This window comes from Mesorhizobium sp. ORM8.1 (assembly GCF_053005525.2).
Genome location: NZ_CM132600.1, coordinates 2,358,892 through 2,377,271 on the forward strand (window position 1 = coordinate 2,358,892; position 18,380 = coordinate 2,377,271).

Here is an 18,380-nt window from a genome sequence, read left to right on the forward strand (position 1 = left end):
TTCTGGTCCTTGCAATAGCCCAGCATGATGTCTCACGCAGCAGCTTCTCGTTTAAGCGCAGGGTGCATGCTCGATGGTTTCGATGACGACCATCGCCCAATCCGGCTGATCAGCCGCGGCCGAGCTCTCGTGCTTGCCTGGCACGGAAATCAATCGCGACCTGACCGTTTGCGCGGCGCCGCGCCAACAGCATCACTGTGCCATGCCACCATCAAGGCCTTCCTGCAGCAGGCGCGTGGCAATCACTCGACGGAGCCGACGCAGGCGAGGAGCAAGAGACAGGCGGGAAAAAATCGGGCTGGCGGGCAGCACGGCACCGCGCAACGCCGTCCCGTCCTCGACGCACCCCTGTTCTCTATGAGTGCAGCGGTCGTCAGCCCCAGCCGCTGGCGAGCCAACCGTCAGCTGGACGTTCGCGACATCTTCAACGCCTTTGTGCCAGGGGTTTTCTCAACGGGAGGTCGCCTGGCGCAGTCACCCCGGAACGGGCGGCCTATTCAGCGCCGGCTCCGCAGCAACATGACCTGGCTGCAATGGCCACGCAGCCTTGCGCTCCAACCGCATTGATGCAGGCGCACCACATTACTTGCTTTGGCTGCAACATCCCCTCTCCTTCCCCGCCACACGACGGTGCAGGACTCAGGAAAACTTCAATCCGCAAAGACGGTCAGTTTCTTCAGCTGCAGTCTGGGGCCAATTGTGCATGGTCTACTCGATCGGGTGCAAGGGAATAAAGGAGGGTTCAAGTGGCGCCGAAGCGCAGACGCGATGGCATGACTCGCGCACGCAGCCATCCTGGCCGACCCCATGCCTGTTCTTGGGCACAAGCTCGAATTGAGCGCCCTATCAAGGCTCAAGGAGTTTTTCAGGTTGCCGTCGCGATCGGGGCGCTATTACGCTCTCAGCACGCACACTTCTGCGCGATGCGAAGGCAAACGATACGCTAACTGTCACGCCAGACGGAGTGAATCCGACCGCCATCAAGTATTCTCCAGGGTGCATGTGCAACACGGTGCTTGTGACTATTTTTGCCGATGGCCCTCGCCTCGTCGCCGAGCCGGCTCTGGGCTCGTGGTCGCAACTGAAGGTCCCACGCCCTAGGCCAGCCAGGACGTCAGTGTCGGCTGTGCAACAATGTCGGGGGTTCGGATCGCATGGGCTGCCCACAACCGTTTAGTTGAAGGCTTTTTCTCCTGGCACACTTAGTGCGACAGATGATCCTCAAACGCTGCATGGATCCGCGATACAAGGAGAGGGATCGCAGGGATGAACATGAGAGGGATACATTGCGTAGCCACGCGTCGACTTTGTCTGACTGCCAGAGGTTGGAGCAGATGGGCGCTGGCCTGATCTCGCTAGAGATTGATCCTGCAAAGCAGCATTTCACATCCTGGGCTGGCGACCGACGCGGAGAGCAACATGGAAAGCGTGGGAAAATCTGGGATGCGGTCCAACGTTGTCTCGGCCGTGACCTATGGGAACAGGGAGCCGATCTGCAGGATCCAGATCTACCAGGATCACTGCATCATCGACGAGATTGTTGGATCATCAGGCACGATTGAGGGCACCAACTACGTGGGAGCATCGACCGCGGCGACCGGCATGCAGGCTTGCTTGGTGACTAGCGTCAGTTTGCTACTTTGAATGAGTCTCCCACACTAAGGCATCGTAGAGCTGGCCTAAGTCGCCTCAAGCCGACGCGCGCCGCAAACCATTATTGCTGTGCAGGTGTTTGCAGCCCTGTGCGATCGGGAGACCGCCTCGCCATGAAGTGGACCAGCTTACTTCTGCTGAGCACATTCAGGCTCGCACCTGAGTCCCTCAAGAAGAGGGTGGTTCGATCCGGCACTGACCCTAGGGCGGGGGGGCTTGTTGAGCCGGTGCCGGACCGAACCGTCTAGGGCAACGCCGGCTATGTCGTGGGAAACTGTGGCTTCGGCGCGGCCAAACCGTGGCGGAAATGTGTCGCAGATTCACCGTTTCCAACACGCGCGTTGAAAACGTGACTGGACGTTTCCGAAAGCGCCTAGCGCTGCTGGGTCTGGCGGGAGCTGTGCAGATGGGAGGCTATCCTGGCTGTGAAAATAGTCGCCCGGTCAAAGTGGCCGGATTCAGGAAGGGAAAAACTCGCAACGTCAATTCGGCGGGACGCCGGGCGATCACAATCCAATCCAGCAGGCGCGGCTCGGTTGCGAGGAGTTCGGCCATCTCCTTCTGAAGGCTCAACAGAGGACAGTTCAGTCAGGACATGCGGATCCGAAGCAGAAGTCATGCGCTTCAATCTTGCGGCGTTAGAGACGCCCGCGATTTTGATGGCCGGGCAAGGCCGTTCCGTTGCCAGCGATGCCGGAATGGCGGAACGGCCCCGAGCCGCGACTATACAGGTGAGGCGAGCCGGCCGGGTGTGGGGTCGGCTGACGCTGGGCGAGAACCCATGAGCGGCAGGGTTTCGCGGCGCCAGTTCATCGCAGCGGCGGCTGGCGCGGGGATCGCGGTCAAGATCGGTTTTCTGGGCCGGCCCGCATCGGCTGCGCCCATTGTCGATTCGCCCGGCCGCCCGCCAAATTGGATCGGACCGGACGGTCGCCCGCGCTTTCGGATGGACGCCGTGGCCAAGGTCACCGGGGACAAGACCTTCACCCGCGATTTTCGCGCCCGTGACATAGCGGGCTGGCCGCAGCAACAGAGCCACGCCTTCCTGATGCGCGGCACCCGGGCCGACGCCCCGTTCGACGGGCTGGACCTCTCACTGCTGGGCGAAGACCTCAGGCCCGACCGGTTGATAGTCGGCGAAGACCTTGCGCGGGATGGTCTTGCGCCGCCGGAAACGACGGCTCCCGGCTTCTATGGCGACATGTTCCTGGTGCCGAAGGGACGCGTTCCGCGCCTGATCGGTCAGCCGGTCGCGCTCTTGATCTACAAGGATTTCGCGCGGTTCGACGCGGCCAAGCGGCTGGTCCGTTTCGGCAAGGGCATCGTGCGCTGGGGCGCGCTCGGCGGATACGAGACGCCACCCCATTACGGCGCCAGCCGGTTCGTGCGCATCGGCGGCGCAACATCGGATGGCACCGCTCCGCTCGAAGGCACCACCATCTACGGCAGTTTCGAGCGCGATCAGGTCGTCTGGCCGAAGCCGGATCAGAGCAGCGATGCGGAGGCCCGCGCCATGTGGGCGGCCGGCGAGATCGAGCGTGAGATCACGGCTGCCGGCGATGACGCGTTGGTCCTGAAGCGAAGCTATTTCTCGCAGTCGACGGACGCCAGCGCGATGGAAGCCGACAATGGCAATGCCTGGTTCGAGCGGGGCAGTTCGACCCTGCACGCACTCATCGCGACCCAATCGCCTTATGAGGTGGCGACCTCGACGTTGGAAATGCTGTCGAAATCGCGGTTCGCGGTGAAGGCGCTCGAGCTTTCAATCGCTGACACGGTCGGATACGGCACCAAGGATCATTCCATCTTTCCCTACTACGCTATCCTGGCAGGCCTCTATGGCGAGGGGCGCCCGGTGCGTCTTGCCAACGACCGCTTCGAGCAGTTCCAGATGGGATTGAAGCGCCATGCCTTCTGGATGGAGAACACGCTTGTCGTGGATCGCTCCACGCACGCCTTCCGCATCATGAAAGGCAAATATCGCACGAATGCCGGAGGGCGGCGCAACTTCTCGCCCGACATTGGCAAGGTCGGGGCCAGCGCGGCGCAGAGCATCTATTATCTGCCGAAGAGCGATTTCTCGGTCGAGGTCCGCGCTTCGCGCGCTGTCGATGCTGGCTCGACGCGCGGATACGGAACGCTGCAGACCATGGCCGCGACCGAGATGATGGTCGATGAGGCGGCCGAGCTGCTCGGCATCGATCCTATCGAACTTCGCCTCAAGAACGCGTTCAAGACCGGCATGAAGAACTCGCAGGGCGCCATTCCCGGCGAGGCGCTAAGGACCGAGGAGATCCTTAAGCGGGCCCGTGCCCACCGCTTGTGGAAGGATCGCGCTGCAAACAAGGCGGCGTTCGATACCGCCAATCCGGGTAAGCGCTATGGCATCGGTTTCGCGCAGGTGCAGAAGGATTACGGCACCGGAGCCGAGGCCGCTGTGACCACGCTGTCATTCGATCCGTCCGGCCGGCTCACCATGCGCCAGAACGGCAATGATATCGGCACGGGCCTGGCCACCTCGCAGGCGGTGATGGTCGCCGACATCATCGGCCGGGCGCCCCACGACTATGCCTTCGGGATCGTCGACTGGCCCGAGATGCCTCTCGCCTCCACCGAGGAGCCCTATACGACGCCGCAGGACCGGGAGGACGCACTGGCACGCAACCCGCGCTGGACACCCTCGTTCATTTCACCGATGAGCGCCTCAAACAGCGCCTATTTCGTCGGCCACGCCACGCGGATGGCGGCGCGCGCGCTGCTGCGCCTGTCGCTCTGGCCGGCTGCGGTCGCGCTTTGGTCGAGTGGACCGGGCGGCGGGCGGGCGGGGCCGCCCGATATTGACATGGCGGACGTGCGAATAGCAGATGGCAAATTGACGGCTGGAGGGATGGAGCCGCTCGCACTGGAACAACTCGCAGCGGCGGCGCACAGGCTCGGCCTGGTCAGGGGGGTCAGCGTCCATGTCTTCAATCGCGGGCAATGGGCCGAGGCGGTGTTCGATGTGCCGAACGTCGGTGCCGTCCGCTTGCCGGTCGACGCGCTTTCGGTCTGCTACGGCCAAAGCGCGCCAGCTGGTTTGAAAGCGCTGATGACCTGCGGCGGCTTCCATTTTCTCGACCGGCGCCAGGTCTTCTATCCGCCGGTACAGCGCCAGAACGCAGCCGGCACCTGTTACACGGGCATGGCGACGATCGCCGAAGTCGCAGTGGACACCGCCTCGGGCGACGTGAAGCTCCTTTCGCATCATTCCATCCTCGAATGCGGCACTCAAATCGTGCCGGAACTCGTCTCGGGTCAGCTCCAAGGCGGCCTTGCTATGGGCGTCGGCCACGCCTTGCTCGAGGAATTGCCGCTCTATGAGGACGGTCCCGGTGACGGGACGTGGAACTGGAACCGGTATCGCCTGCCGCATGCCAGGGATGTCGCGGTCTGGACACAGACATCGGAGGTGTTGGCGCCGCTTTCCGAAGTCGACCCACCAAAGGGAATGGCCGAGGTTGTGATGATCGCGATCGTTCCGGCGATCGTCAATGCCGTCAACCATGCCATCGGCAAGCGTTTTTACCAGACGCCGATCACGCCAGAGAGGATTTTGGAGGCCCTGCCGTGACCGTCGCCACGCGACCACTTTCGATGACCGTCAACAATCGCAAGGTCGGTCCTGTCGACGTACCCGACGATCTGATGATGATCGACTTCCTGCACGAACATCTCAACCTCACAGGCTCGCGGCTTGGCTGCGGGGAAGGCATCTGCCACGCCTGCGCGATCATTCTCGATGGGCCGGAAGGAAGTTCCCGCGAGATCCGCAGCTGCATCACCGGAGCGCATTTCTTCGAGGGCAAGTCCGTCCGCACCATCGAAGCGCATGCCAAACGCGACGCGAATGGCGACGTCGTCCGGCTCTCCGCGATTCAGCAGGCCTTCATCGAACGTTTTTCGTTCCAGTGCGGCTATTGCACGCCGGGTTTTGTCACCGGTGCAACCGTGCTGGTTGAGCGTCTCAAAGAGAAGCCGGTCCGCAGGGCGGATGTCGAACGCACGATCGAGCAGGCGCTTGCGCTGCACATTTGTCGTTGCACCGGTTATGTCCGTTACCATGAGGCGGTCCGTCACGTGATCCTGAGCACGCCCGGCCTGGTACAGGGCTGAGGTCCGGCGACGAGGCGGTTCCTAGATATTTGGCCTGCGGCACGCATCAGGTCGACGTGCAGCCATACGGGCGTTTTTTCTGTTTCCGGCACCTGGGCGTGCCCTTTTTGCTTGCCGCGATACGGTGAAATAATTCTCGTACGTGCCTGCGCTTGCACGATTCGGGTGTTGCCAGCATTGCGCCAATTCGGAAATCGGTGAGGCCTTGACCCTCGCCAGCACCTGACATACTTTCTGTAAGCAATTTGCGTAGGGATCGCGTGTGCAGCCCGATGATATCGAACTCATTGTGGACGCTGACATTTCGGAGGACCCATGCCTCCTCTTTGATGTCGTCACGCCCGATGGCGTGCTTCAGCTATTGGGGGACGTGGAAATGGGCAGCAACCATCTGGTTGTCCGTGACCTGCATATCGGAGGCGATGCCCAGGTCCAATGGGGTTGGTCCAAATTGCGCAAGCTCGGTCGAGTGATCGCGGAGAAGCTTAATGTCGACTACATCGAAGTTCATGGAGCGGTTCGGACAACGGGTGCGAACCCGGGACGTCGTCCGGGTGTCGTCAGGCTCTCCCATCCGGCTGAGCCTCAGCTTTCTACACGGCGCGAATACTCCTGAGGCTGCTCGGGTTCTCGTCAGGAGACAGCTGCCGCTGAGGACGGCCCATGCGGTCCTCACGGAGATGGTCGATCACGGCAAGGCGTTCGTGACTGTTCCTTGCGTCGACGACCTGCGGGCACTTAAGGACGAACTCTCGTCCGCAGGAGTGATCGCGAAGGTTCATGCGCCGCGGCCGATAAGCGTTCGCGAAGTTCGGGATCGCACCAAGCTGTCCCAGGAGGCGTTCTCCGTGAGGTATGGCCTCGATCTGGCGACGCTTCGAAACTGGGAGCAAGGTCGCTCGGAACCGGATGCAGCGGCGAATACTCTCCTTTGGACCATCGCCCGGAATCCGGAGGCAGTCGAAAAATCGCTCGACATGGAGGACGAAGTGGCGGCGCCGTCTCCGTAGTAGTCTAAGTCTAGGGAGAGGGCTGTCGGAACGGCCACTCCATCGCGCGGCTACTCGGCAGCCAATGCGGTGGCCGGCCGCCGGACGGGAGGCAACGTCAGGATCGGCGAGATGAGCGGATCCGGCCTGCTGTAGCGCCTTCCCGTCAGCCGTTTCTCGCCTGGCCGCCGCAGTGCCAGAACGGGCCGCCCCGCCTTCCTACGCGTGTAGTGGCCCCGCTCACTCAGCAAGAAACTCCATTTGTTTTCGCGCAGAATATAGGCACAGGAAGTCAACATCTTTACGTTGCGCTATATGACTGTCGAAGAACCCAAATATCCCGGCGAGCTAGCGTCGCCACAGCAAATTCACGAGCTGGCAGAGGAATACCGCAAGGCGGCAAACCACCTCCTTGAGCTCGGACGACCCGGCAAGCCGCTCACCAGAGCGCCGTTCAGATTGGCGGCGATCCATGCGATCGAACTCTACCTGACCGCGCTTTTGCTCCATCGTGGGCACAATCCCAATCAGATCCGCAAACTGCAGCACGACCTGTCGAGACGCTCGGGGCACGCCCTGGAGGCGGGCCCGCGCCTTCGCGCGAAGACGGCAAAGCATCTCCAGTCCCTTAGCCAGAACCGGGAATATCCCGTCACCCGCTACGGCCCGGAACTGGCCGCCACCGCCTCGCAGATAAACCGCCTCACCGCCACCCTTGAAGAGGTGGCGGCAAAGGTCACTGCATTGATCGCACTGCCCGCGAGATTGCAGCATGCAGATCCAGCTGCCTCCGGGGAGGTTCACGGCCGGGATTCAGCGGCCTCCTCGTCTGCTGCGACAGCTAATCCAATGACATGATGCACCAGGAACACGTCGACGAGGTACGCAGCCTCGTCTCGTGAAATCGGCAACATGTCTGCGGTGATTTCATTATCGATATAGGACTCGGCGTCCCAAAGGGTGCGAGTCAGCTTCTCGTTGGCCGGCTCAATGCGCTCAATGACCCTTTCGAACGCGGTGTTGGCGGCCTCGATAAGGACAGTACGGTCGGCCCCGGCGACTGGCAGGGACGCAATAACGGCATGGGAATCCATGACGAACGTTTCCTTCTGGAGTGGCGGTCTCTTGCCTCAGCATTTTCGGTCGCCATGCCGACGCTGGTTCTTGCTGGGGTGGCTCGTCGAAGCGCCAGGCGCCACCTTGTGCTCACATGCGCAGCCGCAGGATACGCGAGAATTCGGCAGATGCAATTAAAGGTGACATCGTTGAGCACGGCAGCGCCGGGGACAGAACGGTCTCGGCACAGTAGGCCAAAGGCGGTCTTCGAGCTTTAGCTCCCCGCACGAAGCGGTCTGGAACCAAGCCTGATCTCCGGAGCCGCCGTCGCGCGTCCCGCCCTGCGCAGGCGCGCGCAGTCCGCAAGGGCTTGAGCGGAGCGTCCTTGAGGACGAGCACGGCTGCGCGAGGGACAGAGCGCGTCGGAGGCGGAGCGGGTTCAGGCGGCCTGATCCTTGGTGAGTCCAGGGCGTCTTCTTTGGTCGGCCGCTCGGGCGAAACGCCGTTGCTGGGGGTGGCAACCTGGCCCTACCATGTCGAAAGCAAGGAGCTAACGGGATAAGCCTTCCGGTTTTGCCACGCTTTGCCTGGTCGGCGGATAGATGAGTGTTCTGATGTCTGCTACAATCGAAACCAAAAGTCGAGGGGGCGACAATGGTTGAAGTGTTCCGCGGAAGGAGCGGTAAACTCGAACACGAAGGGGCCGCGCTCGGTAGAATCCATGCGCAGGCAAATCACCGCAAGGCGTTGGGGTACTGGCTCGGGTTCTTGAAGGGCGTGATGGCCAGCGACCGGGTCGAGCGCGCGGAGATGCCGCCACTCAGGGTCGAAGCTGAGCAGTTCCTGTCCGTTCTTCACGACGACGATGCTTGCGAGCTCATCCGCGATCTGGACATGTGGGGTAACGCGCCCGAAGAGATCTACGCCGTCCTTGAAACAATAATCGGCATACGCTCACGGGAGTTTGTCGCCGCTGACGACAAGGACGAAGTCAACGAGTTCTACGGGTTCTGTGCCGGTATCGCCTGCGACAACTCCATCACGCCCGCAGAGGTCGAAAAACTGCTATCCAGGTTGGACTCGAGTGTGGTCCTGCAGAGAGACAGCCGCGTGGCGTCTCTCGGAGAAACTGCCAGAAGGTCTATTGCTGACGGTCGCATAACCGCCGAGGAGGCAGAAGACATCTGCGGGTGGATTGCCCGTCTTGTAGGCGACAGCGCGACAGACACGGGGCTGCCTACCTTCGGCAATGTCGGTGTCATTGACGGCGCCTTGGAGGATGCAAGCCAGTTCGTGATTCCGAGCCGGATGTTCGTCCTCACGGGAAAATTCTACATCGGTCCGCGAAAGGTAATCGCTGAGATGATTTGCGAACGCGGCGGTGATTGGAAGGAAACCGTCTGCGGCCAGACCGACTACCTCGTCGTCGCGTCCGAAGCGTCTCGGGACTGGAAGCACAGCCATGAAGGCACGAAGATCATCAGGGCAATGGAGCTTCGCGAAAAGGGAGGTCGGCCGGATCTGGTTCTTGAACCGATGCTGGCCAAAGCGTTGGGTTTCTGAGCGCCTCCATCCGGCAAAGGAAAACCTATTATCTTCGAGGTGCGGCTTCAGAGCTTGGTCGCGTCGGAAGCGCGGAGCCTGAATACCCGAGCCTTAGTGAATCCTGATACGAGTCGTTTTTCAAGGTGGGTAGCGGCGGCACCTGCACGAACAATATCTCCCACATGATCGCGGCACCGTCGTACTTCACTGGTTCACCGGAAGCAAAAGCGAGGCTCGACGCTCGGCGATGCTCGGCTGCTATTTCTCCGTCAATGCCGAGATGACCCGTTCGGATCGCGGCCGGGCGTTGCGGGGTCTCCCCACAGAAGGGGTGCGCCGGCGACCGTGGCCCCGCCAGGGAGGAAGGCTTTCCCCCTGTGGACAGGGCATGATCATGCTCATTCTGTGTTCGCGATTCATGAGGACTCTAACAGCATGAGCCAGCATTCGATGCGACTACTGTCTTCCTAGACGCGCCAAAGTCGTTAGACTGTTGATCGCATGAGTCTTGGTATTTAGTGCCATGGGAGAGTTTGGCATCAATGACATTAGCGGAAGCCCATTGTTACTAAGAAGAACGGGAGGAATATGACAAAAGCGGTTGACGAGACCCACAGGAAGAGATCCAAGAAGCCTTATAGCGAGCGTTCCGATCTCGAAAAACTGCAATCGCAGTGGAATAAGTTGTCCGGGCTCCACCTGAGGGATGAGCCTTCCGCCGCAATCGTGCGATGCGCCACGGCGGCTGAAATAGCGGCAAACTACGCAATTCGAACTGAATGGGCTCGCCAAACTGAATTCGATGCGGCGACTATCGACCAGTTCCTGCGGTGGGCGAACGGTCTGCACGGCAAGGTGACGCGCCTGTTTGTGCCCGTTTACTTTGCGCCTCAGGTTGCGTCGACCCTGACGTTCTCTCCCGTGGCGCTGGCGGCGGCGGTCGCCAGAACGGCGACGACACGTCAGGCTCGACCGCAACTGCTGGCGGGCCTTCAGAAGAGCGCACTCGCTCAACTGTAATGCTTGATCTCGCACACGCCGACGTTCGAACTCACGGATGACTTTGCGGACCTCGCCGACACCGAACGGACGCTGTTCACCGCGCGCTGCGGAGCTGGGATAACCGATCTCTATTTGAACGCCTTGGGATATGTCTGGCGCGCGAACGCGGCCTGCCTGTCCAGCGCGCTCGATCCGCATGCGGATTTTCTTTACGATGGCGGGAACGTTGACGGCCGCGGTATCGTGCTGGCTGAAGCCCACGGTTCATTCGCCGCCAACGCCACGGCAAAAACTGTCGCCGCGCAAGCAAAGCGCAAATATGGAAGGCAGGTGAAACCCGATGCGAATGTGGGGTCACCCTTCGGCCACATCATCCACGGCTATTCCGTAGCCTTTGGCTCGAAGCCGGGCACGTCTGGCGCCTTTCTGAGCGTAGCTGAAACGAGGATTCCGAAACCAAGGAAAAAGGCTCCGCCGCCTGCGAGCCAGCCCGCTGTTGGCCGCGGTGTGACAACGCAAATGGCGCTGGCGACGCACCGGTCGAACTTCCTGCTGATGGGCATGAGCCCCGTCGTCAACTGGATCGATTGGATCAATACGGCTGGCGAGTTTCCCGTGGAATCCGGACCAGTCACCTTTGTCCGATTTCCTTATGCCCGCCGTTGGTACATTGGCACGCTTTCTCGATCTGGCCGGCTCTACGCCCCTATTGGTGGCACGATGAGCTCTGGGGCGATCCGAATTGGCGACGGCTTGCCATTGGAGGCACTATCGTTCGCGGTTTGCTGGGCGAGTCCGTTGTGGTTCGTCATGGAGGAGACTGCCTGCAGGGAGTTCCTCGATAGCATCACCGGTATTATCCGAGCCGGTGGTGACGATCGTCCCGAACGACTCGACCTGCCCAGCTTTGATCAAGCCGGGTTCGGTATTCGCGAGGACAGCCGAGGCCGGCGTGCCGACGGCTCTGACTATAATTACGCGCTGTTCCGCGATGGCCTGGCCTTGGTGGGCGACCCTTTTCGCCCGCGAAAAATCGAGACGAGGCGATGGTCGCCCAAGGAGGGGTTCGGAGGGGTTCGAGAGCTAGCGGCGATGCACCGGAGGCCGGAGAGAGCACCGTATAGGCCTCGAAGACTAAGGCGGGCGGCTCCCCTCTATGCTCCCCAAGCGTCGATCATCGTGCCCAGAGGAAATGGAGTTTTTTCCTTCGACCATTCATGGTACGGCGCTGCTGTCTGGCTGTATGGGCCGGGCTCTGGCCGATCGAACTGGACGCGCGTCGGGATATGGAATGCGCTTCCAAAAACGATCGCCTCGCCTGACGACAATATTGTCACCTGGTCGAGCAGACGCCGCGCCTGCATCGGGATGATCCGGCGGAAATGGTCGATGTCGTCCGGGTTTTGCAGACGGTGGCTGATGAAATTGGCGCACTGGCTAATAATGGTCTGGCTGATCTCGCTCGGGCGTTGGCTGGCGATGATGAGCGACAGTCCGAACTTGCGCCCTTCCTTTGCGATGCGCTCATAGGTCAGCCGCGCCAGACGATGACCGCGATCCTCGTCGGCACGAGCTGGCCGGGCGTAATTGTGCGCCTCTTCCAGGACGAGTACCCATGGGTGCTTGTAGCGTGACGCGGCGGGCAAGCGTTCCCGGGCCTCCAGGAGCACGCGCCCGATGACGGCGCAGGCATAGGGAAGCACTTCGTTGCTGAGCATCGAGAGGTCGAGAACAGACACCTTCGGACCTGTGGCAGCGCCCAAACCGATGCGAGCGAACCAGGTGGATAGATTGGCGATCGCGGTGCCAGCGTCCTCATAGTTCAGGAATGCGCGCCACCGCTTGTCATCGAGGCGGGTTCTCAAACGCAGCTTCAGCGTCGTCAAATGGGCGTCCACCCTGAACGTGTCTTCCTTCGACACCGCGCGATTGATGAGAGACGGATCGGTCAGTGTCGAACGTGCAATCGGGATCGGTGAATCTGCTGTGCGTGCGCCTGCCTCCGCCGTATCGCTCCCGCCGACAATCTTGATCCGTATGGCGTCTTTGAGCTTCTCCGCTGCGGCAGCAATCGCAGCCTGATTGCCCATCACGTCCTGATTGTACTGATCGACACTGCGATGAGCCGTGAAAAGGGCCTCGAAGACCGCAGTGTCGATGTCGGTGTCAGCCAGATGGCCGACGATGGCATCGCAGTAAGAACCGGCGAACTTCCTCTTCACTTTCGTCAGTTCGCTGAGGAGCTGATCGAGCCCGCTCATCGCATTCTGAAGCGAACCGAGGCTGGCGGCAGCCGTAGCGTTGCCACCCTTGGCAATCGCCCACCAGTCTTTCAGTACGGGTTCCTGCGTCTGTTCCGATGCGCTCAGCCATGCGCAGATCTCTTCCGCGTTCAGGAACCAGAGCGGGAGGCTGAACTCCTTGCCATTGAGATAGATGCGATCCGGCAGGCGTGTCTCTGCTACGGCGGTGGGAAAGGCTTTGGCGTATTCACCATTGATGTCGAGAATGAAGATGTGCGGCTCCTGGGCAGCAGCATCCAGTGCCTTCATTGCCTTCTGGATAAGGCTCGTCACTGAGAAGGATTTCCCTGAGCCCGTGTTTCCAACGATCGCCAACGGCCTGGAGAACAGGTCATTGTAGGACGCTCGCACGACATTGCGCGCCTGGCCGGTCGGAAAACCGATTTTCAGGTCGTAGTCGAAATCCTTGGCATCGTAGCCTTCCGGCCTGTTGCGACGGGGTGGGATCTCAAATATCGCACGCAGGATGTCGGGCGATCCGATTTCTGCCGCTGTATCCAACGTCGGCAGAACGGATATGCCAGCACTGAAAGACGGCTCATCATCGGCGTGCTCGATGGTGCCCAACAACTGCACACTGGCAATCCGACGTGGCTTCATAAGTTCCAGACTGAGATCATCTCCGCTGGAAGGGTCGAAACTTTCCCGCGCCTCGAGGTCGGTGATGATGCCGATGACGGTTTCGCCCGCGCCCAGCGAGAAGGTGAGATAAGCATTGATGGCGATCGCTACCTGCACCCCATCGAGGGTCGCCCGCAACGCCGAACGGGTCTCGGGCAGCAATTCCACCTTCACCCGGAAGCCTTGAACTGAAACGATGTGGCCGACAAGACGTGGATTATCCATCCTACACCACCGGATCAGGTTCGGTCGGCGTCGTGGAGGAAGCAATCTGCTTCTCGAAACGCCGCAGGCGCAGGAAATCGTCCAGCCATTGCACGTCGGGCATTACCGAACGCGCGAAATCGTCAAAGGTGGCGTGCTTGAACTTGGCAGCAGCAAAGGCGGCGTCGGTTGGGGCTAGCACGAAAGCGCGTTTGCCGAGATCCTTGTAGCGGCGCACCCGCTCGATGACGGGGCTTGCTGGATTAGGCTCAATGACCAGCATCACCAATGACGGATTCATGAGCGCGTTTTCAACGATACGGCTGACATGATCGTCACCGAAGCCGTAGCCGAGAACGAGCAGGAAGGTCTGCGGGATACCGAGACGAACCTGAAAGGACCGGAAGAGGTGCGCGTAAGGCATCGTCAGGGTCTGCGCGAACTTGTTGGCCGTCGGCAGAATTCCGACCGATGGCGTGCCGCCTGCCAAATCGACGAGTGCGGCCGCCTTCTCGTCCGCTTTCAGACCGGCATACGTTCTGAACGGGGCAAGATAGGGATGCCGCGCACGCATCTCGCCGTCCTGCTCAAACCAGTGAATGGAGCCATGTAGCTTGTAGAAGTGCAAGAACTTGTCGAAGCGCCTTACGCGACCTTCGGCAACCTCGCCCGGATAATAGATATCGAGCCCGTAAACTGAGGGATCGAAGCGGGCAGCGGCACGGCCGGTGAATCCATCGAAATACTGGATACCAAGAAGCTCAAGAGCCTGCTCGAGGAGGGTATCATAGTTCAACGTGAAAAGGTGAGTTCGGCCGAGATTGCTGTCGCGCGCCACGAGCTTGGAAAGAAACGCAAGCTGCGGAGCGATCTCGCTTGCCGACTTCGCTTTGGCCGTATCGGGCAAGGACAGCGCGCATTCAGCGAAAATCGACATACGCAGACGATCAACGAACCACTTGAGATCGTCCAGGCTCGGTGCTGGCGTGCCCGGCCAAGAGACACCGGAGAATGGCGCGTCCTTCGACTGTCCAACGACAAGGGCGTTAGCGACAAAGGACAGCCAAGCCTCGAACCCCAGCGTCGGCTCATTCAAAAGATCGGCCAGAGAAACGGCATCCTGCCGTGCCTTGATGATGAGGCCGATAGAAGCCGGCACATCGGCAAGAGCCTCAATTGTCGCAAAGACGGCGGTTTCAAGGTTCGCCATCGTCTTGCCGCCCGCCGAAACCGACGTGCCGGAACCCGTCAGAACGACGAGGTTTTCCATCCGCAACCATTCGGAGATCAGAGCTTGGAGGCGAACGCGGCCTTGTTTCTGGTCGAGCCCAAGCAGAAGATCGCCGGCGTTGCCGTCGTCAGTCAAGCCAATGAGCTGATACTCGATAGGTACAGGCGGCGCAGCCGTCATTATTCTATTCTCCCCCTCCAAGCCGCCGCGCAGCGGATTTATGATCTGGAGACCCACGAAGTCTTTTTCGTTGTCCGTTACAACGACGCAGTCATTTGCGCCTGCAACAGCCGCAATGATCATGTCGAGACCACTGCGGGGGCGGCCAGCCAGCTTCCCCTCCGCCATGAGTCGCGCCCAGACCAGACCGGCTTTATCGTCGAAGGACAGGATACGCCCGGCAAACAACGCCTGCGGCCCCTCTGGCCCCGCGAACCAGGCGTCGAGGCTGTCACGCTTCTTGCCTCGCGGCTTTTCCAGAATACCGCGCCGAATTTCGGCGATTGTCAGCGAGGCAATAAACAGATTCTCGTCGCGCTGCTCGCCCATCCAGGCCAGAAGCGATTCCGACGGCCTTAGCTTTACGATGTTGCTGATGATGTTGGTGTCGAGAAGATAGCGCGTCACAGATCGACTTTGCGCCCCTCTTCACGGGGACGGGAAAGGTCGAGTTCGGCGCCAACAAGGGGCGAGCGCCGCAGAGCGGTCAGGATATTTCCGGGCTTCGGCGGTTTGCCGCCGACGGCTGTCTTGACTGCCGAGCGGACGTGCTCCGCTTCCGGGCCTTCTTCAGCCAGGCGACGCGCAAGCGTGCGGATCAGTTCGCGGTCGGATTCAAGCGCCATGATCTCGAAGCGAGTGAGACCTCGCTGCGTCAGGCGCGTGCGATAATTCTGCGTGGCTCTTTTCTGTGCGGCATTACCCATGGCTATCCACTCCATGCTATATCTGGATATATAGTCCAGATATGTAGCGCCGACAAGTGAGGACAGGATGGAAGGGCGAGTTCCTGACAATTTGGGCGGGCCGGAGCAACGTCAGTATGTTCCGTCTTCTATGACGCGCTTCGCTACGCCAAATTTCGCCTGCACCGCCAAGGATGCGCCTAATGCCGCCGAATATTCCCCCCTGATTGCAGTTGCTTATATTTCTGTTCATACCAATTTTAAAGCCGATCTACCGAACGGCGCAACGATGAACTCTGGTAACCGCCCAAAGCAAAGGAGTGCGCTTCGGCTCAACGAGCCGGAATTGACGCTCTTGCGCCGCGGGAACGGTCCGGACCCGCGTCTGGTTGAGCTGGTTCGCCTGCTTGCTCGTCGTGCTGCGCGGGAAGTGTTCGAGGAGCAGACGAAGGAACGCCGAACGACGCGCTCCTGATGTCACAGGAGAGTCGCTGTGAAGGTTGCGATGGAGACGCATGATCTTCCGTCAAATATCCTACACCTGCTCCTGTCGGGCCAATCCGGGAGAGAAGAGGCATTTCTGGGAAAGGGTGGCTCCCACGCCGGAGTCTGATGCCGAGGTGATGCTCTGCGTGACTTTCGCGATAAGAGTGGCGGAAATTCCCGGTTCGAACGTTGGTTTGCACCGGATTCCGTTCATTGACGCGATGACAGTGTGGAATTGCCTGTGCCATAAGGCCAATCGTTGAACCAACTCAGGGATGGAAACGATGGCTGTAAACACGATCGATATTGCCGAGCGCCTTGCAGACGCGCACGGCCTGTCGAAAAACCAAGCGAAATCCGTGGTCGAGGATGTGTTGAAGGGCATAGCGGAAGCCGCTGCCAAGGGTGAGGAAATCAGCCTCAATGGCTTCGGCAAGTTCAAGGTACAGAACAAACCAGCACGTGATGGCCGCAATCCGTCGACTGGCGCCACGATCAAGATCGCCGCTTCGAAAAAGATCGTCTTCCAGCCGGCAAAGGCTCTCAAAGACTCGGTGAACGGCTGATCATTTAGTGACGATACATCTCGTCTGATGGTAACGCGGCGTCGTGTTGGGCCGATGGTGTCTCATGCCAAGATCATCAGCTTCTCATTGCTGCTGTTCTTAGGTCGAGGTCCCCGGCCGCGCCAATAGCGCGGCCGGGAAATTCTCCAACAGAAGGCTGGCCGGAACCGCGCGGCGGCTCCGGCCGTCGCGCTTACTCGGCGGCGATGTTGAAGGGTTCGCCCCCTTCGGCCATGGCGCTGCTGTCGGCGAGCGCAGCGTTCGTCGTGTCCGGGTCGGGGGCTTCCCGCTCCGGTTTAGCAACGTCCGCCGATCTGGCGTCCGCACCTTCCTCGTCTTGCCGCTCAGCGAACACCGCACGTTCCTAGATCCGCAAGACCGCAGGTAGCCATCCAGTTCCGGCGAGCAACTGCTCGGCGGCTTCCGCCATTGGCTGCTTTTTCAGGTCGGCCAGCTTGTCTGCCGCCTCTTCGCTGGCAGCTTCGCGCACAGCGTCGAGAATATGTGCCTTGGTGACGCCCCGAGATAGGTCCGAGCGGTCGGCCTCCAATGCGGGGTCATGTCGAGGTTGACCGCTGTTGCCAGCCTGTCCGCTGTCGCGTGGGCGTGGGGCTTGCGCTCCCAAGGCTGCTTTACGGCATTAACGGTGAGCGAGGCGCAATGCGCGAGCAACGCCTAGACGCTGGCATAGTCGAGTGAGGCGAGGAAGCCCCACAGGTCAGCCACATCGCTATTCAAGTCCGCAGCCCACTCCGCCAGTGCTTTGCCTGCCGCCGTGTCCTCGATGCCGTCCGCGTGACCGGCGAGATAGACGCTGGTAGGACGGATTTCGAGGAAGTGGGCCTCCGCACCCTGATAAGGTCGGCGATGCAGGCCGGCACGGCCAGCTTCCACTGGCTGGTTCCCGACGAGAACGAAAGCCAGCACGGAAATATTGTCTGGGCGTGTGCGCCGGAGGCGCGGGCGGCCTGGCATGTGAGAAACGACAAGAGCCACCCGCGGGTCAATGGCGGCGCCTTGCGCGTCAACCACTGGAGCCTTGGCATTGAAGTCGTCAACACCCAGGTGGCGGATCCGTTCTCAAGCTGGCAGGTCGAAGTGACGGCGAGAATTGTCCGCTATTGCTGGGCGAAGTACCCGAACCTCAAGACCATCGTTTCTCATGCCGCGCTCGATCCGGCCGCCGGACCGATCCGGGCACAAACTTCGACTGGAACCGTTTTCGCCAGCTGGTCGTCTCGCCTCCGGGCACCGAATCCGTGTCGTCGATGATTGCCGGCGTGACCCCGATGGGCAAACTCGCGCCGACCGATGCCAAGACCTGCTGTACCAGGTGATCGATCGGCCTGGACGTTAAATCTCAATTCGGCCGGGGGCCGGCGCGGGACGGATTTTGACCTCCCAAGACAATCCGTCCCGCACTTGCATTCGGCGCCGTCGACAAGCCTGTGGGTCACGGCCGGCCGGAATGGCCGACCGTGCGCGAATGGAATAGTCTTCGACGAAAAAGGGGCGGCGATGAGACACGGTGAGTACGCGGAATATGAAGCCCTGGTAAACCATCGCCGCGCGTTCAACGTGACGAGGACTGCCGGCGGCCCCACCGTCGAAGCCGCGGGTGCGGAGACTGGCCTGAACGTTAGACTCGATACACGCTCTCGAGCAGA

At 60.7% G+C, this 18,380-nt stretch carries 17 protein-coding genes and 2 pseudogenes; 12 read left to right on the forward strand and 7 right to left on the reverse strand.

What is annotated here, in order from left to right; translation table 11 throughout:
- Positions 1-66 precede the first annotated feature (66 nt).
- The 6 genes from ACVDG8_RS12115 (at position 67) to ACVDG8_RS12140 (ending at position 7,652) form a co-directional block, all read left to right on the forward strand.
- A complete protein-coding gene (locus tag ACVDG8_RS12115) occupies positions 67-567 on the forward strand; it encodes a hypothetical protein (protein WP_447254926.1) in 501 nt (166 codons plus the stop codon).
- A 1,867-nt stretch (positions 568-2,434) separates the two neighbouring features.
- Entirely contained in the window at positions 2,435-5,263 is a 2,829-nt protein-coding gene (locus ACVDG8_RS12120; protein WP_447254927.1) for a xanthine dehydrogenase family protein molybdopterin-binding subunit, read from the forward strand.
- Between the two features lie 23 nt (positions 5,264-5,286).
- Positions 5,287-5,805, forward strand: a complete 519-nt coding sequence (locus ACVDG8_RS12125) for a (2Fe-2S)-binding protein (RefSeq protein WP_447257312.1) — start codon at positions 5,287-5,289, stop codon at positions 5,803-5,805.
- A 262-nt stretch (positions 5,806-6,067) separates the two neighbouring features.
- Positions 6,068-6,421: a hypothetical protein gene (locus ACVDG8_RS12130; RefSeq protein WP_447254928.1), complete on the forward strand. Its 354-nt coding sequence runs from the start codon at positions 6,068-6,070 to the stop codon at positions 6,419-6,421.
- A gap of 64 nt (positions 6,422-6,485) precedes the next feature.
- Positions 6,486-6,815 carry a helix-turn-helix domain-containing protein gene (locus ACVDG8_RS12135; RefSeq protein ID WP_065010979.1) on the forward strand — a complete coding sequence of 110 codons (330 nt, stop codon included), beginning with the start codon at positions 6,486-6,488 and terminating at the stop codon, positions 6,813-6,815.
- Between the two features lie 294 nt (positions 6,816-7,109).
- Positions 7,110-7,652 (forward strand): hypothetical protein, encoded by a 543-nt coding sequence (locus ACVDG8_RS12140; RefSeq protein ID WP_455707710.1) that lies wholly within the window; start codon positions 7,110-7,112, stop codon positions 7,650-7,652.
- Here the strand turns inward: ACVDG8_RS12140 and ACVDG8_RS12145 are convergent.
- Positions 7,595-7,888, reverse strand: a complete 294-nt coding sequence (locus tag ACVDG8_RS12145) for a hypothetical protein (RefSeq protein ID WP_447254930.1) — start codon at positions 7,886-7,888, stop codon at positions 7,595-7,597. The two genes, ACVDG8_RS12140 and ACVDG8_RS12145, sit on opposite strands and share 58 nt — an antisense overlap.
- Before the next feature lie 616 nt (positions 7,889-8,504).
- On the opposite strand from ACVDG8_RS12145, the gene ACVDG8_RS12150 reads away from it, so the two are divergent.
- The 3 genes from ACVDG8_RS12150 (at position 8,505) to ACVDG8_RS12160 (ending at position 10,415) form a co-directional block, all read left to right on the forward strand.
- Complete coding sequence (locus ACVDG8_RS12150; RefSeq protein ID WP_455707711.1) at positions 8,505-9,413, forward strand: hypothetical protein; 909 nt, start codon at positions 8,505-8,507, stop codon at positions 9,411-9,413.
- Positions 9,414-9,555: 142 nt separating this feature from the next.
- Complete coding sequence (locus tag ACVDG8_RS12155) at positions 9,556-9,834, forward strand: TatD family hydrolase (RefSeq protein WP_447257313.1); 279 nt, start codon at positions 9,556-9,558, stop codon at positions 9,832-9,834.
- A gap of 149 nt (positions 9,835-9,983) precedes the next feature.
- Positions 9,984-10,415: a hypothetical protein gene (locus ACVDG8_RS12160; protein ID WP_447254932.1), complete on the forward strand. Its 432-nt coding sequence runs from the start codon at positions 9,984-9,986 to the stop codon at positions 10,413-10,415.
- Between the two features lie 1,136 nt (positions 10,416-11,551).
- On the opposite strand, the gene ACVDG8_RS12165 is transcribed toward ACVDG8_RS12160, so the two are convergent.
- The 4 genes and pseudogenes from ACVDG8_RS12165 to ACVDG8_RS12180 all read right to left on the reverse strand — a co-directional run bounded on the left by ACVDG8_RS12165 (position 11,552) and on the right by ACVDG8_RS12180 (position 15,682).
- Complete coding sequence (locus tag ACVDG8_RS12165) at positions 11,552-13,546, reverse strand: ATP-binding protein (protein WP_447254933.1); 1,995 nt, start codon at positions 13,544-13,546, stop codon at positions 11,552-11,554.
- Position 13,547: 1 nt separating this feature from the next.
- Entirely contained in the window at positions 13,548-14,936 is a 1,389-nt protein-coding gene (locus ACVDG8_RS12170; RefSeq protein WP_447254934.1) for an SIR2 family protein, read from the reverse strand.
- 18 nt (positions 14,937-14,954) lie between these two features.
- Positions 14,955-15,383 (reverse strand): annotated as a pseudogene (locus ACVDG8_RS12175) (PIN domain-containing protein); the annotation flags it as partial.
- Positions 15,380-15,682 (reverse strand): hypothetical protein, encoded by a 303-nt coding sequence (locus ACVDG8_RS12180; RefSeq protein ID WP_132662451.1) that lies wholly within the window; start codon positions 15,680-15,682, stop codon positions 15,380-15,382. The gene ACVDG8_RS12180 and the pseudogene ACVDG8_RS12175, both read right to left, overlap by 4 nt.
- Before the next feature lie 67 nt (positions 15,683-15,749).
- Between ACVDG8_RS12180 and ACVDG8_RS12185 the strand changes: the two genes are divergently transcribed.
- Together ACVDG8_RS12185 and ACVDG8_RS12190 are read left to right on the forward strand one after the other, a co-directional pair.
- Positions 15,750-16,136 carry a hypothetical protein gene (locus ACVDG8_RS12185; RefSeq protein ID WP_447254936.1) on the forward strand — a complete coding sequence of 129 codons (387 nt, stop codon included), beginning with the start codon at positions 15,750-15,752 and terminating at the stop codon, positions 16,134-16,136.
- Between the two features lie 286 nt (positions 16,137-16,422).
- Entirely contained in the window at positions 16,423-16,713 is a 291-nt protein-coding gene (locus ACVDG8_RS12190; RefSeq protein WP_447254937.1) for an HU family DNA-binding protein, read from the forward strand.
- Positions 16,714-16,906: 193 nt separating this feature from the next.
- Here the strand turns inward: ACVDG8_RS12190 and ACVDG8_RS12195 are convergent, their stop codons facing one another.
- Both ACVDG8_RS12195 and ACVDG8_RS12200 read right to left on the reverse strand, forming a co-directional pair.
- Complete coding sequence (locus tag ACVDG8_RS12195; protein WP_447254938.1) at positions 16,907-17,068, reverse strand: hypothetical protein; 162 nt, start codon at positions 17,066-17,068, stop codon at positions 16,907-16,909.
- Positions 17,069-17,083: 15 nt separating this feature from the next.
- Positions 17,084-17,571 (reverse strand): annotated as a pseudogene (locus ACVDG8_RS12200) (chromosome partitioning protein ParB); the annotation flags it as partial.
- Between the two features lie 9 nt (positions 17,572-17,580).
- On the opposite strand from ACVDG8_RS12200, the gene ACVDG8_RS12205 reads away from it, so the two are divergent.
- On the forward strand, positions 17,581-17,985 hold the full coding sequence (locus ACVDG8_RS12205; protein ID WP_447254939.1) for an N-acetylmuramoyl-L-alanine amidase: 405 nt from the start codon (positions 17,581-17,583) through the stop codon (positions 17,983-17,985).
- Positions 17,986-18,380: the final 395 nt, after the last annotated feature.

What these genes read in the sequence shown, in the direction of transcription:
- ACVDG8_RS12145 (WP_447254930.1), bottom strand. Translation starts at nt 7,888, where the DNA reads ATGGATTCCCATGCCGTTATTGCGTCCCTGCCAGTCGCCGGGGCCGAC.
- ACVDG8_RS12180 (WP_132662451.1), bottom strand. Translation starts at nt 15,682, where the DNA reads ATGGGTAATGCCGCACAGAAAAGAGCCACGCAGAATTATCGCACGCGC.
- ACVDG8_RS12170 (WP_447254934.1), bottom strand. Translation starts at nt 14,936, where the DNA reads ATGACGGCTGCGCCGCCTGTACCTATCGAGTATCAGCTCATTGGCTTG.
- ACVDG8_RS12205 (WP_447254939.1), top strand. Translation starts at nt 17,581, where the DNA reads ATGCAGGCCGGCACGGCCAGCTTCCACTGGCTGGTTCCCGACGAGAAC.
- ACVDG8_RS12120 (WP_447254927.1), top strand. Translation starts at nt 2,435, where the DNA reads ATGAGCGGCAGGGTTTCGCGGCGCCAGTTCATCGCAGCGGCGGCTGGC.
- ACVDG8_RS12160 (WP_447254932.1), top strand. Translation starts at nt 9,984, where the DNA reads ATGACAAAAGCGGTTGACGAGACCCACAGGAAGAGATCCAAGAAGCCT.
- ACVDG8_RS12165 (WP_447254933.1), bottom strand. Translation starts at nt 13,546, where the DNA reads ATGGATAATCCACGTCTTGTCGGCCACATCGTTTCAGTTCAAGGCTTC.
- ACVDG8_RS12115 (WP_447254926.1), top strand. Translation starts at nt 67, where the DNA reads ATGCTCGATGGTTTCGATGACGACCATCGCCCAATCCGGCTGATCAGC.
- ACVDG8_RS12135 (WP_065010979.1), top strand. Translation starts at nt 6,486, where the DNA reads ATGGTCGATCACGGCAAGGCGTTCGTGACTGTTCCTTGCGTCGACGAC.
- ACVDG8_RS12140 (WP_455707710.1), top strand. Translation starts at nt 7,110, where the DNA reads ATGACTGTCGAAGAACCCAAATATCCCGGCGAGCTAGCGTCGCCACAG.
- ACVDG8_RS12150 (WP_455707711.1), top strand. Translation starts at nt 8,505, where the DNA reads ATGGTTGAAGTGTTCCGCGGAAGGAGCGGTAAACTCGAACACGAAGGG.
- ACVDG8_RS12185 (WP_447254936.1), top strand. Translation starts at nt 15,750, where the DNA reads ATGGAAGGGCGAGTTCCTGACAATTTGGGCGGGCCGGAGCAACGTCAG.
- ACVDG8_RS12125 (WP_447257312.1), top strand. Translation starts at nt 5,287, where the DNA reads ATGACCGTCAACAATCGCAAGGTCGGTCCTGTCGACGTACCCGACGAT.
- ACVDG8_RS12190 (WP_447254937.1), top strand. Translation starts at nt 16,423, where the DNA reads ATGGAAACGATGGCTGTAAACACGATCGATATTGCCGAGCGCCTTGCA.